The following is a 16,485-nucleotide window of genomic DNA, read 5'->3' on the forward strand; positions in this document are numbered from 1 at the left end:
GCCGCTCCGCCCGGCCCTGTTGCCGGCCCGGGGGGGACGTAATTTTCCGGCAACGGCTCGCCGCCACGGGGGCGACGGGCGGGCCCCCCCCCGGGGCCCGGGGGCCCCCCCCCGCGGGCCCCGCAGACCTCAGGGCCGGTCGTTCGGACCGGGAGGTGGACATGCGGGCCGTCCAAGGACCCGGCGCGGAGCGGTCGTCGGCGCCGGCCGCGGGGACGCCGGCCGGCTGCCCCGTCGGGGTCATGTTCCCGCCGGTGGCGTGACATCGCGGCGCGCGGCTCGTTCTGCTCCTGTGACGGGCCGATCGCCACGGTGCGTGCGCCGGACCGGGCTCCGCACGCGAGCGGACGCACCACCGCCGTGGACGGACACGCCGCCCTCTCCGGTACGCCCCGCCGGTACGGCTCTCGGCTCCGAACGGCGCATCGTGGCACGGAACATGGCGAAGAGGCAGAGCCGGGGCGCATTGCGGCAGGCAGGGCGCACGGCACCAGCCGGATCGCGGTGCCCGACGGGGTGGGCGGAGCGCTCCGGGGCACCGTGACGGAACGTGCGGGGCAGAAGGGGGACATGCCGCCTCGGCGCACCCCGTCGGCATCCCGGCCGTTCCCGGCCCGGCCGTCGGGGGATTCCCGCCCGTCATGCCGCTCTCCCTCGGGTCACCTGCGGCGTCGGCCGATGCGAGAGACGAGCCGTCGCCCGGGGGACGGGCTTGCCTCTCCCGTCCCCCCCCGGGGCGCAGTCGCCGCACATCGCGGAGGCGCACACGGCGCATCCCCGAATTGATGAACGAGCGCGGCCTCACCCTGTGTAGCGAGCCGGGGCGGGCGTCCCGTGGGGACCGTCCGATCCCCTACCACCGGGCCGGTCCGGACCGGTCGTCGGACCAGGATGAAAACGGACGGCTGGCGGTGCACCGAGGCGTAGTGCGGCGTGGCCGGAGTGCGCCTTGTGCGCGGCTGAGCGCTGCGCCGACCGGGGGACATTGCATCCCTCCGTCTGGCCCAAAGGTGCTGCGGCGCTGCCTACTGCTGACATCGACAGGTGGGCCGCCCACTTCCTGCGTCGGGGGGTGGCGGACTCGTCGGTGCCCCGTGCCGACCTGCGCCGCCCTTGTCCGTGCTGCGAACGCTCACGGGCTTCGGGCTGCCCACTTTCCGTCCATGGACCCGTGAAAGGGGCTCGCACCATGGCACTATCGACCACCACGGTAACCTCGGCACCGGACCCATCGGTCTTCGGTCAGACGGTCACCTTCACCGCGACCGTGGCCGATCCCTTGGCAATCTTCACACCGACCGGCACCGTCAGCTTCGTCGTGGACGGTGGCGCACCGGTGACCGTGCCGGTGAACGGCAGCGGACAGGCATTCCTCACCATCTCCACCCTGGCGGTCGGCTCGCACGCCGTGACCGCCACCTACAGCGGTGACGCGAACCTCGATCCGTCCACCGGCGCGGACACCCAGGTGGTCACCCCGGCCCTGACGACCGTCACCCTGACCACGAGTCCCAACCCGGCGGTCTGCGGGGAGACCATCACCCTGACCGCGCAGGTCACTCCCGTTCCTCCCGGCGCCGGTACCCCGACCGGGACGGTGACGTTCATCATCAGCGCCGACGGACCACCGCTGATCGCCCCCGTCGACGGCTCGGGGCAGGCGCAGGCCACGGTGAGCAACCTCAGCGTCGGCCCGCACCTCGTCGCCGCCGCCTACTCCGGCGACGCCAACTTCGCCGGGGACTCCTCCGGGTTCGTGACGCAGAACGTCACCCAGGCACAGTCGAACACCGCGGTGACGGTCTCCCCCGACCCGTCGGTGTGCGGGCAGTCCGTCACGGTGTGTGCGACCGTCACCGCGCAGGCTCCGGCGACCGGAACCCCGACGGGGTCGGTCGTGTTCACCGGTCCCGGCGGGCTCAACGAGACGGTGGCCGTGGACGCCACCGGCCAGGCCTGTTTCACCACCACCGAGCTCAGCACCGGCAGTGTGACGGCCACCTACGGCGGCGACACCTGCTTCGCGACGTCGAGCGGATCGGCCGACGCCACGGTCAACGAAGCCGCCACCACCACCGTCGTCTCCGCGACGCCGAACCCGTCGGTGTGCGGCGAGTCGGTCACCGTCTGCGCCACCGTCACCGCGAACCCACCGGGCTCCGGCACACCTACCGGAACGGTCACCTTCACCGGACCCGGCGGACTCAACCAGACCGTCACCCTCGACGCCGGCGGAGTGGCTTGCGTCACCACCACCGGGCTGAGCACCGGAACCGTCACCGCCACCTACAACGGCGAGGACGCCTGCTTCACCGGCTCGGTCGCCACCACCAGCGTGACGGTGAACCAGGCCGATTCGACCACCACGGTCACCGTCACGCCGGATCCGTCCGTGTGCGGACAGTCGGTGACGGTGTGCGCCACCGTGGTCGTCGACCCGCCCGGCTCCGGAATCCCCACCGGAACCGTCACCTTCACCGGAGCCGGCGGACTCAACCAGACCGTCGCCCTCGACGCCACCGGCCAGGCCTGTCTCACGACCACCACGCTGGCCAGCGGGACGGTCACCGCCACCTACAACGGTGACACCTGCGTCTCCAGTTCGGCGGCCACGACGACGGTGACCGTCAACGCAGCGTCCACCACGACGTCGGTCACGGCGACGCCGAATCCGTCGGTCTGCGGACAGACCATCACTGTCTGTGCCACCGTCACCACCAACCCGCCCGGCTCCGGGATCCCCACCGGAACCGTCACCTTCACCGGACCCGGCGGACTCAACCAGACCGTCGCCCTCGACGCCACCGGCCAGGCCTGTCTCACGACCACCACGCTGGGCACCGGGACCGTCACCGCCACCTACAACGGTGCCACCTGCTTCAGCGGCTCCGTCGGCACCGCCGCAGTGACCGTCAACGAAGCGTCCACCACCACCTCGGTCACCGCGACCCCCGACCCGTCGGTCTGCGGACAGACCGTCACCATCTGCGCCACCGTCACCGCCAACCCGCCGGGATCGGGCACACCCACCGGAACCGTCACCTTCACCGGACCCGGCGGACTCAACCAGACCGTCACCCTCAACGCCAGCGGACAGGCCTGCATCACCACCACCGCCCTGGCCACCGGAACCGTCACCGCCACCTACAACGGCGAGGACACCTGCTTCACCGGCTCCATCGGCACGGCTGAAGTGACCGTCAACGAAGCGTCCACCACCACCTCGGTCACCGCGACGCCGAACCCGTCGGTCTGCGGACAGACCGTCACCCTGTGCGCCACCGTCACCACCAACGCCCCGGGATCGGGCACCCCCACCGGAACCGTCACCTTCACCGGACCCGGCGGCCTCAACCAGACCGTCGCGGTCAACGCCAGCGGCCAGGCCTGCATCACCACCACCGTCCTGGCGACGGGAACCGTCACCGCCACCTACAACGGTGAAGGCCCCTGCTTCGCCGGCTCCACCGGCACGGTGAGCGTCACGGTCAACGAAGCGGCCACGACGACGACCGTGACCGCGACGCCGAACCCGTCGGTGTGCGGTCAGACGGTCACCCTGTGCGCCACCGTCGTGACCAACCCGCCCGGGTCGGGTACCCCCAGCGGAACGGTCACCTTCACCGGGCCGGGCGGACTCAACCAGACCGCCACCCTCAACGCCAGCGGCCAGGCCTGCATCACCACCACCGTCCTGGCGACGGGAACCGTCACCGCCACCTACAACGGTGAAGGCCCCTGCTTCGCCGGCTCCACCGGCACGGTGAGCGTCACGGTCAACGAAGCGGCCACGACGACGACCGTGACCGCGACGCCGAACCCGTCGGTGTGCGGCCAGTCGGTCACCGTCTGCGCCACCGTCACCACCAATGCGCCGGGATCGGGCACCCCCACGGGGACCGTCACCTTCACCGGGCCGGGCGGACTCAATCAGACCGTCGCGGTCAACGCGAGCGGGCAGGCCTGCTTCACCAGCAGCACCCTGGTCGGCGGCACCATCACCGCGACCTACAACGGTGAGGGCCCCTGCTTCGCCGGCTCCACCGGCACCGTCGCCATCACCCGCAACGAAGCGGCCACCACCACCACGGTGACGGCCACGCCGAACCCGTCCGTCTGCGGCCAGACCGTCACCCTGTGCGCCACGGTCACTGCCAACCCGCCCGGCTCCGGCACACCCAGCGGAACCGTCACGTTCACCGGGCCCGGCGGACTCAACCAAACGGTCTCCCTCAACGCGAGCGGCCAAGCGTGCATCACCAGCACTGTGCTGGCCACCGGAACGGTCACCGCCACCTACAACGGCGAGGACCTCTGCTTCACTCCCTCGGCGGGGACGGCCGAGATCACCGTCAATGAGGCGTCCACCACGACCGCGGTGACGGCCACGCCGAACCCGTCGGTGTGCGGCCAGTCCGTGACCGTCTGCGCCACCGTCACCACCAACGCCCCGGGATCGGGCACCCCCACCGGAACGGTCACCTTCACCGGACCCGGCGGCCTCAACCAGACCGTCAGCCTGAACGCGAGCGGACAGGCCTGCTTCACCAGCAGCACCCTGGTCGGCGGCACCATCACCGCCACCTACAACGGTGAGGGCCCCTGCTTCGCCGGCTCGTCCGGCACCGTAACCATCACCCGGAACGAAGCGGCCACCACTACCACGGTCACCGCGGCACCGAACCCGTCCGTCTGCGGACAGACCGTCACCATCTGCGCCACGGTCACCGCCAATCCCCCCGGATCCGGAACCCCCACCGGAACCGTCACCTTCACCGGACCCGGCGGACTCAACCAGACGGTGTCCCTCAACGCCGGCGGACAGGCCTGCATCACCAGCACCACGGTGGGCTCGGGCACGGTGACGGCGGTCTACAACGGCGAGGACCCCTGCTTCACCGGCTCCACCGGCACCGTGGTGCTGACCCGGAACGAGGCATCGACGACGACCGCGGTGACGGCCACGCCGAACCCGTCCGTCTGCGGACAGACCGTCACCCTGTGCGCCACCGTGACCGCCAACCCGCCGGGATCGGGCACCCCCACGGGGACCGTCACCTTCACCGGGCCGGGCGGACTCAACCAGACCGCCACCCTCAACGCCGGCGGACAGGCCTGCATCACCACCACCGCCCTGGCCACCGGAACCGTCACCGCCACCTACAACGGCGAGGACACCTGCTTCGCCGGCTCCACCGGCACCGTGAACGTCACGGTCAACGAAGCGGCCACGACCACCACGGTGACGGCCACGCCGAACCCGTCCGTCTGCGGACAGTCCGTCACCGTCTGCGCCACCGTGGTGACCAACCCGCCGGGGTCGGGCACACCCACCGGAACGGTGACCTTCACCGGCCCCGGCGGTCTCAACGCGACGGTCGCAGTGAACGCCAGTGGACAGGCTTGCATCACCACCACCACCCTGGCCGCCGGCACCATCACGGCCACCTACAACGGTGAAGGCCCCTGCTTCGCAGGCTCATCCGGCACCGTGACCATCACCCGCAACGAAGCGGCCACCACCACCGCGGTGACGGCCACGCCGAACCCGTCCGTCTGCGGCCAGACCGTCACCCTGTGCGCCACCGTGACCGCCAACCCGCCGGGATCGGGCACCCCCACCGGAACCGTCACCTTCACCGGACCCGGCGGACTCAACCAGACCGCCGCACTCAACGCCGGCGGCCAGGCCTGCATCACCACCACCGCCCTGGCCACCGGAACCGTCACCGCCACCTACAACGGCGAGGACACCTGCTTCTCGACCTCTGCCGGCGTCGTGTCGGTCACGGTCAACGAAGCCGCGACCACGACCACGGTGACAGCCACGCCGAACCCGTCGGTGTGCGGCCAGTCCGTCACCGTCTGCGCCACCGTGACCGCCAACGCACCGGGATCGGGAACCCCGAGCGGAACGGTCACCTTCACCGGGCCGGGCGGACTCAACCAGACCGTCACCCTCAACGCCAGTGGACAGGCCTGCTTCACCAGCAGCACCCTGGCCGCGGGCACCATCACAGCGACGTACAACGGTGAGGGCCCCTGCTTCGCAGGCTCGTCCGGCACCGTGACCATCACCCGTAACGAAGCGGCGACCACCACCACGGTCACCGCCGCGCCCAACCCGTCGGTGTGCGGACAGACCGTCACCATCTGCGCCATCGTCACCGCCAACCCGCCCGGATCCGGAACCCCCACCGGAACCGTCACCTTCACCGGACCCGGCGGACTCAACCAAACGGTGTCCCTCAACGCCGGCGGACAGGCCTGCATCACCAGCACCACGGTGGGCTCGGGCACGGTGACGGCGGTCTACAACGGCGAGGACCCCTGCTTCACCGGCTCCACCGGCACGGTGGTGCTGACCCGGAACAAGTCGGCGTCGACGACGGTCGTCACCGCCGCTCCGAACCCGTCGACGTGCGGCCAGACCGTCACGGTCTGCGCCACCGTGACGGCCACTCCGCCGGGATCGGGTACCCCCACCGGAACCGTCACCTTCACCGGGCCGGGCGGACTCAACCAGACCGTCGCGGTCAACGCGAGCGGGCAGGCCTGCTTCACCAGCACCACGCTGACCTCGGGAACCATCACCGCGGTCTACAGCGGTGACGGTTGCTTCCTGACCTCCACCGGAACGGTGAGCGTCACGACGACCGGCACCTCGACCACCCTGACGGCTCCGCCGGCACAGATCCGGCTCCGCACCAACGGCACACTGGTCATCCCGGCCATGAGCGCCACGCTCAAGAACACGGTGACCAACGCCCCGATCTCCGGCCAGACCATCACCTTCACCGCCAACGCGACCGGCGGCCCGCTCCTGCTCGGGACCGCGGTCACCAACGCCAGCGGCGTGGCGACGCTGGCACCGCCCAACAAGACCGTCCCGCCGGTCGTGGTCACGGCCAGCACGTACACGGCCTCGTTCGCAGGCGCCGCCTGCCTCAGCCCGTCGTCGGCAACGGCAACGCTCACCTTCGTGCCGTCGCCGCTCCTGCCCTGACCCACACCGCATCACCGGAACGCAGCACCGCGCCGGGCCGCATCCAGCGGCCCGGCGTGGCCGTGCCCCAGGGCGGCCGTACACGGGACGAGCCCCCGGCCGGAAGGCCGGGGGCTCGTGCGGCGTCACACCGGGCGGAGAGCCGTGTGTGCTGCTCCCGAGGTGCGCGAAGTCCAGCGGTCAGCGGTTCTCGCAACGGTTCTCGAACGACGAGTTCAGCACGCCACCGAGGGCATTGGTGGTCAGGCCACAGGCGTTGGTCTGCGGGGTGGTGACGATCTCGGTCAGGTTGCCCGAGCCGAATCCCGGGGAGCCCAGGGCAGCGCCCTTGACGCTTTCGTCCTCCACGTAGGTGACCTTCTTGATGACCTTGATGTTGCCCTTCTTGTGGGCCTTCTTGTGGTGACGGCTCTTCTCCTCGTGGCCCTTCGCCTTGCCACCGTCGTGCGCCGTGGCGACGCCCGCACCCGCGGCCAGCATGCCCGCCGCGACACCGACGACAGCGATGCTCTTGATTGCCTTCATGGCGTAACTCCCTCAGTAAGCGTGTTGCTGCCGCCCCTTGCTCGCGAGCGGCCCCCTGCACAACGTCACGTTTCTTCGGGCGTAACCGATCGTCACTCGAATGGCCGTCGATTTCCTCTCGGCCTCTGCCCGCGGATCACGGCATCACCGGCCGCGGACACCGGACCCGCTGATAGGACAATGTTGCTACCACCGAAGGCCGGTGACGCGGGCCGGGGGCATCGCTTTCCCGGCGGGGGTTGCCGCCGCTCCGGTACGACGCGCTCCGCAAAGCCGTCCGGCCGCAACAGGCGCTGCCCACACCGCAGTTCCTCCGCAGCGAAAAGCGAGAAACGCGCCCGAACCGCGGACGCGTTTCTCGCTTTCTCGGAGCATTCCTCAGAGACCTACCCCTGGAGCACTCCTCCGCATGTGCGGAATACCGGTTCCGTCACCGGGGTGCGGCGCCGGTGCCGTCGGCGGGCGAAGCTCAGAGGAGTCCGCCGAGAAGGCCGACGCCGTAGTACTCCGACTCGTCGTTGAACGCGTTGTTGTTCTTGCCGTTCTGGCAGAAGACCGGTCCCTCGGCCTCCTGCTCGACGTACGAGAGGGCGGCGTAGTCGGCGGCGAAGGCGGTCTGGTCGACGTTGCCGCAGACGTTGATCTGCTTGTCGTCGTCCTTCTTCTTCTCGTGGGCGCCGGCGGTCGCGGCCGAGGTGCCGAGCGCGGCGACCACGGCGATCGCCATCACGGACATCTTGAGGGCTGTACGCATCAATCTCTCCATTCTCAGCTCTTCTCCGGATGGAAGAACAGGTCCGAGTATCACCCCTGTGGAGGGGTCTCGCTCAACGACAAAAGACCGACCCGGCGGCGTGTCTCCGAAAGCCATCCCAACGGCCTAAGAATTCACGCGCCCGAACCTCGCCGTTGATTCAAGTGGCCGCACCCTCAGCGTGATTCACCGGCGTGGCGCATTACTCCGGACGATGGGATGACACGCGAGCGGGGGCCGCGGCGGCCGGAACCGACACTCCGGAGGGGCGGCGGATCATTCCGCATTCAAAGAATTCCGGCAGGACCGGCACAGTTGGGGGGCGGGCAGTGTCCCGGAGACCGGCACCGGAGAATGCACCGGGGACGCCGTCACTCCGCGGGAATGCCATGACCGCTTCCGCTCGCACGCCATACGAGCGGAGGGGCTCAGAAACCCAGGGAGAGAAATGCACGCCCGGTGTCCTTGCGCCGGACCACAGCCGTGTGTCGGCAGCCAGGTGTTCAGCGGCTCGGAAGCCCCTGTCCTTCCCTCGAGTTCCCCGGAGCCTCGGAGGCAGCACCGGCCGCCGCTCGTCCTCACCGGCGGGCCCCTCCCCGTGAGCGCCCGCTCCGCCCCTTCATGTGGACAGCGTTCTGCACAACGCCCCGTGCTGGACCGGCACCCCGGCGCTGACCCGTTCTCGCCGGGCGCGCCCGCTCGGCACAGCGCGGCCTGTCGTCCGGCTCCGCCCGTTCACCACGAATTGCCACCGGAACCGTGACTCCACCGTGGACTTCGGCGTTGTTGAGGAGAGAGAGCCACATGCACGGTTCCGGGTGACCGACCTTGGAGGCCTATGAGGTGTCACACCTCGCCGACCGGGCGTCCCTCCCTTTCCTGTTTTTCCGAACGACCGGCCACGGCCCGTTGCGCCGTCTCGCTCCCGACGGCCGCGACACCGCACCGGGCCGGATCCCGTCCAGCGGCTCGACCACCGTCGACCGCAGCTGCCAGGTCCGACCGCAAGGCCGGACCGCTCCCCCGACCCCTCGCTCCCTGCCGGTGAACTTTCCGTCTCCCTCGCGGAAGCAGCCTTCAGCCCGGCGGGGAGCGAGGCTCTCTTCCCGTCCCGGGAACACAACAGCCCCCGTCCGGGAACACAGCAGCCCCGTCCGAGAACGCAGCACCGTGAACGCAGCCGCCCCGTACGGTTCTTGACGACGTACGGGGCGGTTCGGCGTTCACGGACCGCTGTCCCCGACCGGGCGCCGGCGGGTGCAGCGGCGGCGGGGCGGCGAGCCGGGGTGCTCTGCGCGACTGCCGTCTCAGACGGCCGAGGGAGCGGTCGTCCGGTCCTGGGGTGCCGTCGGGTGCGGGGGCACGAGGGGTTCGGTGCCGCGCGCGGACGTCGGTCCCTCCTGACCTTGCGGGCCCACCGGGGCCGGCCCACCGGTCTGTGCCTGCAGCGCCTTCTCCAAGTACTTGATGTGGTGGTACTGCAGGCGGGCGGTGCGCTGCAGCGCCATGACCGACTGGAGGAACTGGTCCATCTCGGCGGCCCGGGTGAGGATGTCGTCGGGCACGGCCGCGTCGTTCCGGCAGCGGTCGGCGTCGCCGGTGAGGACGACCTGCGCCCAGTCCCGGGTGACCGGCTTGAACAGCTGCGGGTGGTTGGCCACGATCCGCGCCCGGATCGCCAGGTCGTTCTCGGCGGCCTCCAGGTGGAGCCCGGTGTCCTTGTTCCGTGCCCCGAACAGCGGCTCGTGGATGTGGTGGGCCTCGAAGCCCTGCTCCGCGCAGCCGATCCAGAAGTCCCAGTCCTCACCGGCCCGCATGGCCTCGTTGTAACCGCCCACGGCCTCCCAGGCCTCGCGGCGGTACAGCGAGCAGTAGAACATGATCAGCCGCTGGAGCAGCAGGTCCTTGCTGTACGCGGGCAGAGGGAGCACCTGCGGCGGGAGGTCGTCCTCGGTGAAGGCGAAGACGTCGGTGGAGGCGATCGTGATGGCGGGATCGCTGTCCAGAATCGCGGTGGTCTTCTCCAGCATGGTCGGAGCGATCACGTCGTCGGCGTCCAGCGGCAGGATGTAGCGGCCGGTGGCGGCGGCGATGCCGGTGTTGCGGGCCGCGGACACCCCGGCGTTGGCCTGTTCGACCAGGCGCATCCGGCGCTCCGGGTACCGGGCGACGAGGGACCGGGCGACCTCGGCGCTGTCGTCGGTGCTGCCGTCGTCGACGATGACGAGTTCCCAGTCGCGGAACGTCTGGGCGAGCACGCTGTCCAGGGCCTGGGGGAGGTAGCGGCCGTAGTCGTGACAGGGGATGACCACGGAGACCGCCGGGTCGGAGCTGTGATGCATGAGCCGTCTTTCACTTCGAGCGGAGGGGTGCGATGCCTGCTGTGCCGCCGTGCGTCACGGCGGGATGCCGCCGGGCCGGGTCCGGGGCCGCGGGCGGGTGTGCCGCGGCCCCGGACCCGGCCTCGTCTCAGCGCCCGAGGGCGGGCCCCGCGATCTCGTTCACGAACTGCTCCGTCTGCAGCCCGTAGTCGAAGAACGTGGCGTTGGCCACCGGCGGGCAGTGGTGCCCGTAGTCGACGATGGTCACGTTGCCCATCGGCGGGCAGTGGTGCCCGTAACCGTGGTCGAAGAACGGGATGTTGCCGATGGGCGAGCAGTGGCCGTGACCGTAGTCGACCCAGGTGATGTTGCCGATCGGCGGGCAGTGGTGCCCGTCTCCCTGGGTCGCCATGTCGTGCGTGCCGCCCGACATCTGGTGGTCCGCGCCCGCGTCGGCGTAGGCGGCCTCGGCGGTGTTGAGCAGTCCGGCCGTTGCCATGGCCGCGGGAAGTGCCAGGGAGGTGATGAGGCGGGTTTTCACATTGACGCCTTTCTTTTCTGAGAACCGGAGCGGCTCGCAATGGCGACGAGCCCGACGGTGAGAGTCGGGCTCACGGTAAGGTGCGAACGCGACCTGTCAAAGCAACTACTCCATATTGCGCAGTCCCGTCGTGTCGCCTTTTGGATTCACCGGCTCGATGATCTTTCGGCGGCAACTCGCAGCAGGAGAAATTCATTGAACGGGCAATTTCCGGCGGCCGGGAGTTCCCTCCCGGCCGCCGGGCATCGACGCGCACGAATGGGCCCGTCGCGGAATCAGGAAACGGGCATCGCCGCGGCCTTCGGGAGTTCCGAGGCGCGGTGCGGGTGCAGCACCTCCAGCGCGGGCAGCGCCCAGCAGGCGGTACCCATGTCACGGGCCATCGCGGCCAGCCCCTCGGTCTCGATGAGGTGCTGGTACGGGAAGGACGGGAAGACCAGGCCGTCGCGGTGCAGGTCGGCGCGGACCAGCAGCGCCGTACCGCCGACGGAGTCGACCCGGACGAGCTCCTGACCCCGCAGGTCCTCCAGGTAGGTCCGGCCGAATCCGCGCGGCGGCTGGAGGATGCCGTCCCGGATCCACTGGGACCAGTTGAGGGCACCGGAACCGGGCTGCCGGACAAAGGTGTTGAGGTCGTACGTGGGCCCGCCGGGCGCGGTCACGCAGTGCGGGACGACGATGTCCTTGCCCGCGCCGAGCAGGCGCTGGACGAGGTCGGCGGGATATCCGGCGACATCGACGTCGAGCCAGAGGACCCAGCTCTCGTCGGTGAGGGCGTGCGCCAGCAGGTGGTTGCGCGCCCGGGCGAGCACCGACCGGCGCTGCCGCTGAGCACCGGTCCGCCAGCGGGGGCCTGCCTGCCGGAAGTCGAAGTCTTGGCGGATCAGGGTGACGTTGCGGTACTCCGCGCGCAGCTCGGGGAGGAGGCCCTGCAGCATCTCCCAGGTGTTGTCCCGGCTGTCGCCCTCCAGCAGCCCGAGCGAGAGCGCCTCGCGCGGATAGTCCAGGGCGCTCAGCCGGTTCCGATAGCGCGGCAGGAAGGTGGCGGCGTCCTTGACCGGGGTGAGCACCAGCACCGGGGGGCGCTCCTTGGCGGGGGACGGCGCGGGCTCGACGGTATGCGCCTTGCGTCCCCGCGGTACGGTCACGGGCCCGGTCCCGGGCTCGGTCCCGGTCTCGGTCCCGGGCTCGGTCTCGGTCTCGGTCTCGGCGTGGACGCAGTCCCGCGGGTCCAGCGGGAGCCGGGCCGCCATGGCGAGGACCCGCTCGGCATAGGCCGCGCCCCCCTCGCAGATGTCGGTGGCCACCTCGAAGTGCCGGGCGAAGTGGGCGGCGTCGAAGGTGTTGTTCTCGTGGAAGACGTAGGTGTAGAGCTCCGGGGCGTCCACGGACACGATCCGGCCGGTGCGCGCCACCTGTTCGGCCACCGGGGTGTCCTCGCCGCGGCGCTGCGCCGGGTAGCGCGCGAGCCGTTCCTTCGCGCACACCATGGAGCCCTCCCACAGCCGCCCGCAGGAGGTGGCGATCTGGCGGCGGGCCGGCCACCACAGCCGCTCCCGGGCGAGGAAGCACGCGTCGGCGCCGAGCGAGAGCAGTGCCGCCATCTGGACCTCGAGGCGTTCCGGGTCGTAGAGGTCGTCGTCGTCCCACTGGCACACGTAGGGGCCGCCGGCCTGGTCCACGGCGACGTTGCGGAGTTCGCCGAGCGTCCGTCCGTCGGGGGCCAGGCGGTGGAGCCGGATCCGCGGGTCGCCCAGGGCCCGTACATGGTGTTCCAGGGTGTCGTCGGCGCCGTCGTCCACCACGACGAGTTCCAGGTTCGGGTAGGTCTGGGCGAGGAAGCAGGCGATCGCGCGCCGGGCGAGTGCGGGCCGGTCCTTGGTCACCATGAGGCAGGAGATGCGCGGGGCGGGGGCGCCCGCGGCCCAGCGGCGGCGCTGGGCGTCGACGTCGAGGGCGCCGTCGGCGAAGGGCTGCAGCTCCTGGTTGGCCCAGAAGCGCACTCTCCGGGTGGCCGTGGTCCGGGGCGGAACGACGGCCTCGGGGGTCCAGCTGCCCGACCAGTGGTGCAGCGCGTAGGCACGGTCGCGGTCGATCTCCTGGGGGCCGAACAGCTCGATGGCGTAGGGGCTCAGCCCCGGGTACAGCAGCTCGGGACCGAGGACGGTGACGGTGCCGGTGTCGGGGGCGGACCCGATGGTGCGGGTGAGCCAGAAGGGGCCGGTCGCATCGAGGGGGCCGGACCTGCGGTGGGCCGCGACGAGCTGCCGGTGGGCGTGCGCCCAGAAGGGGTGACCGGCCCGGGAGGCGATGAAGGCGTTGCCCACGATGCGGCCGAGGCCGCGCTGCCGGGCCAGCAGCAGCCGGGTGTGGGCCTCGGGCTCACAGCCGAGGACGAGTTCGTGTCCGGAGAGGAGGTCGTGCACCGGACGCAGGCACTCGAAATCCATATCCACATACAGCCCGCCGAAATGATCGAGCAGAAAATAGCGGATCGCGTCCGCCCGCATGATTCCATCGGGGTATCCGTCGTAAATCGACAGGAACCAGGGGTAGTGCTCCTCGAGGAACTCTCGATTGTCCGTGTCGGTCCACAGCCGATATTCCCAGCCCGGGTGGTGACGCCGCCAGGAGTCGGCCCACTCCCGCCATTTCGCGGGCACGTCCGCGTCCTTCCACGTCTGGTGGATCAACGCCGGAATTCTGGTCTGCGCAGGCATTCGCACAGTATGCCCGAGCGCCGGCGGCCGACGATCCGGAGTCACGGGACCGCGTTCTCGGCAATTGCCGTGCAGAGCAGGCCTTCTGACGAGTCGCGGCCTTTCCCGGAGCGGCCGGACAATCACCCGCCCGGCCCACCGGAACGCCGGCGGCAGCCGGAGCGGCGAGGCGGACCGCGCGGGAGAACCCGGACGAGGGCATCCCGGAGAGGCGCGGGGGTCACGGCTGGAGATCCTTCACCGTGAGCATCGACTCGACCACCCTCCGGCGTCACCGCTCACCCTATTCGGTCATGCGTTCTAATCCTTGCGTACACTGCCGGTATGGCGTTCCACCTGCAGGGCTCACTGTTCGGCGGGGGTGACGAGATCGGGCTCGGCCCGCTCGGCGCCCTCCACCGGACGCCCCTGGGCCGGGGCGCGTGGCTCGACGTCCTGCCGGGCTGGCTCACCGGGGCCGACGCCCTGTTCGAGGTACTGGCCAGGGAGGTCCCGTGGCACGCCGAGCAGCGGAGGATGTACGAACGCGTGGTGGACGTCCCGCGGCTGCTGTGCTTCTACGGAGCGGACGACCCGCTTCCCCACCCGGTGCTCGCCACCGCCCGGTCGGCGCTGAGCGGCCACTACGCGGACGAGCTCGGCGAGCCGTTCCGTACCGCCGGGCTCTGTCTCTACCGCGACGGGCGGGACAGCGTGGCCTGGCACGGTGACCGGAACGGCCGCGGCGCCTCCGAGGACACCATGGTCGCCATCGTCTCCGTCGGGGAGCCCCGCCCGCTGCTGCTGCGGCCACGGCTGGGCGGCGGTCCGACCGTCCGGCGGACGCTGGGCCACGGCGATCTCGTCGTCATGGGCGGTTCCTGCCAGCGCACCTGGGAGCACGCGATTCCCAAGACGTCGAAATCGGTCGGTCCGCGCATCAGCATCCAGTTCCGGCCCCGGGACGTCAGCTGATGCCGCGGGGCCGGAAGGCAGGACGGCGGTGTGACCTGCCGGTGGTCCGGTCGCTGCGGCGGATGCCGCGGCAGGTCAGTGACGCAGATGGGCCAGGGCGGGGTGCGCGGCGGCATAACCGTCCACCAGCCTCCGCGCGATGTGCACCGAGTCGACCAGCGGGTGCAGTGCGAAGGCCTGCACCGCCAGGGCGCGGGACCCGCTCCCGGCGGCCGCCAGCACGGCCCGTTCGACGGCCTTGACGCTGGTCACCAGCCCGGTGGCGTGGTCGGGCAGCGGGGAGACGGCGACGGGGTGGGCGCCGTTCGCGTCCACGGAGCACGGCACTTCGACGACCGCGTCGTCGTCCAGGACGCCCAGGGTGGCGCGGTTGCGGACGTTGAGGATGAGGGTGGTGCGCTCGTTCCGGGCGATGGCCCGCATCAGGGCGAGCGCGACCTGCTCGTAGCCGCCGCCCTCCAGGTCGTCGGCCGCACGGTCGCCCGCGCCCGCCGTTTCGCGGTTCTCCGCCATGTAGGTGGCCTCACGCTCCGCCCGTGTGCTGTTCCAGGCGTCCAGTGCGGACGTGGTGGCGTCCTCCGTCCGCGCGTAGAACCGCCGTTGCTGGTCCCGGAGGAACGCGCCCCGGGTCTGCGGTGCCTGCTGCGCGGCTCGCACCGCTTCCCGCTGGAAGTAGTAGTAGTGGAGGTACTCGTTGGGGATGGCGCCCAGGGAGCGGAGCCAGTCGGCGCCGAACAGCTTGCCCTCCTCGAACGAGGTCAGGGCCCGGGTGTCCGCCAGCAGCCGGGGCAGCTCGTCCCGGCCGGCGACGCGCAGCCCGCGGAGCCAGCCGAGGTGGTTGAGGCCCGCGTAGTCGAGCCACGCCCGGTCCGGATCGGCTCCGAGGGCCCGGGCGACCCGGCGGCCCAGTCCGACGGGCGAGTCGCAGATGCCGATGACGCGGTCGCCGAGGTACCGGGACATCGCTTCGGTGACGAGCCCCGCCGGGTTGGTGAAGTTGATGACCCAGGCGTCCGGGGCGAGTTCGGCGATCCGGCGGGCGATGCCGGTGGCGACGGGAACGGTGCGCAGACCGTACGCGATGCCGCCCGCACCGACCGTCTCCTGGCCCAGGACGCCCTCGGCCAGGGCGACGCGTTCATCGGCGGCGCGGCCCTCCAGCCCGCCGACGCGGATCGCGGAGAACACGAAGTCGGCTCCGCGGAGGGCCTCGTCGAGGTCGGTGGTCACCGTGACACGCGGGGCTTCGGCGGGCCCGGGAGCGGCCGGGCCGGAGGAGCCGCCAGGGGTGGAGCCGGTGGTTCCAGAGCCGGTGGCCGTGGTGCGGTCGGCCTGCTCGGTGAGGACGCGGCGGACGGCCGCCAGGCGGCCGGGGTCGAGGTCGTACAGGGTCACGTCGGTGACCCGCCCCTCGCCCCGGTCCCGGAGCAGGACGCCGTACACCAGCGGGACGCGGAAGCCGCCGCCCCCGAGAATCGTCAGCTTCATACCTCGGCCACCTCCGTGCCCGGCTCGGGGAGCGCCGCGCCGGCCGCCGGATCCGCCGCGGACGCGCGGGACCCGGCCTTGCTCCCGGGTGCCGGGGTCCGGGGCAGGGGCCGGTGTCGTCGCTCAGCGCACACGGGAGGGACCCTACTCGTGCTCAGGGGCAGGGTCACCGTGGG

8 protein-coding genes are annotated in these 16,485 nt (G+C 71.1%); 2 read left to right on the forward strand and 6 right to left on the reverse strand.

All coding sequences use genetic code 11. The annotated features are described in order from the left end of the window. Positions 1–1,189 precede the first annotated feature (1,189 nt). Positions 1,190–7,006, forward strand: coding sequence for an Ig-like domain repeat protein (locus tag ACFYYR_RS06160; RefSeq protein ID WP_388847467.1), 5,817 nt, complete (start codon positions 1,190–1,192; stop codon positions 7,004–7,006). A 180-nt stretch (positions 7,007–7,186) separates the two neighbouring features. Here ACFYYR_RS06160 and ACFYYR_RS06165 read toward each other — a convergent pair whose 3' ends face one another. The 5 genes from ACFYYR_RS06165 to ACFYYR_RS06185 form a co-directional block, all read right to left on the reverse strand. Continuing rightward, positions 7,187–7,531 (reverse strand): chaplin, encoded by a 345-nt coding sequence (locus ACFYYR_RS06165; RefSeq protein ID WP_388847469.1) that lies wholly within the window; start codon positions 7,529–7,531, stop codon positions 7,187–7,189. A 469-nt stretch (positions 7,532–8,000) separates the two neighbouring features. Then, on the reverse strand, positions 8,001–8,285 hold the full coding sequence (locus ACFYYR_RS06170) for a hypothetical protein (protein WP_388847471.1): 285 nt from the start codon (positions 8,283–8,285) through the stop codon (positions 8,001–8,003). 1,307 nt (positions 8,286–9,592) lie between these two features. Continuing rightward, positions 9,593–10,627, reverse strand: coding sequence for a glycosyltransferase family 2 protein (locus ACFYYR_RS06175; RefSeq protein WP_388847473.1), 1,035 nt, complete (start codon positions 10,625–10,627; stop codon positions 9,593–9,595). Between the two features lie 127 nt (positions 10,628–10,754). Continuing rightward, a complete protein-coding gene (locus ACFYYR_RS06180) occupies positions 10,755–11,147 on the reverse strand; it encodes a hypothetical protein (protein WP_388847475.1) in 393 nt (130 codons plus the stop codon). A 275-nt stretch (positions 11,148–11,422) separates the two neighbouring features. Next, positions 11,423–13,867: a glycosyltransferase gene (locus tag ACFYYR_RS06185; RefSeq protein WP_388847477.1), complete on the reverse strand. Its 2,445-nt coding sequence runs from the start codon at positions 13,865–13,867 to the stop codon at positions 11,423–11,425. 324 nt (positions 13,868–14,191) lie between these two features. Between ACFYYR_RS06185 and ACFYYR_RS06190 the strand changes: the two genes are divergently transcribed. Continuing rightward, entirely contained in the window at positions 14,192–14,821 is a 630-nt protein-coding gene (locus ACFYYR_RS06190) for an alpha-ketoglutarate-dependent dioxygenase AlkB (RefSeq protein ID WP_388847479.1), read from the forward strand. A gap of 75 nt (positions 14,822–14,896) precedes the next feature. On the opposite strand, the gene ACFYYR_RS06195 is transcribed toward ACFYYR_RS06190, so the two are convergent. Beyond that, a complete protein-coding gene (locus ACFYYR_RS06195) occupies positions 14,897–16,309 on the reverse strand; it encodes a 6-phospho-beta-glucosidase (protein ID WP_388847481.1) in 1,413 nt (470 codons plus the stop codon). Positions 16,310–16,485 lie beyond the last annotated feature (176 nt).

The organism is Streptomyces sp. NPDC001922, from assembly GCF_042891165.1.
GTDB lineage: Bacteria > Actinomycetota > Actinomycetes > Streptomycetales > Streptomycetaceae > Streptomyces.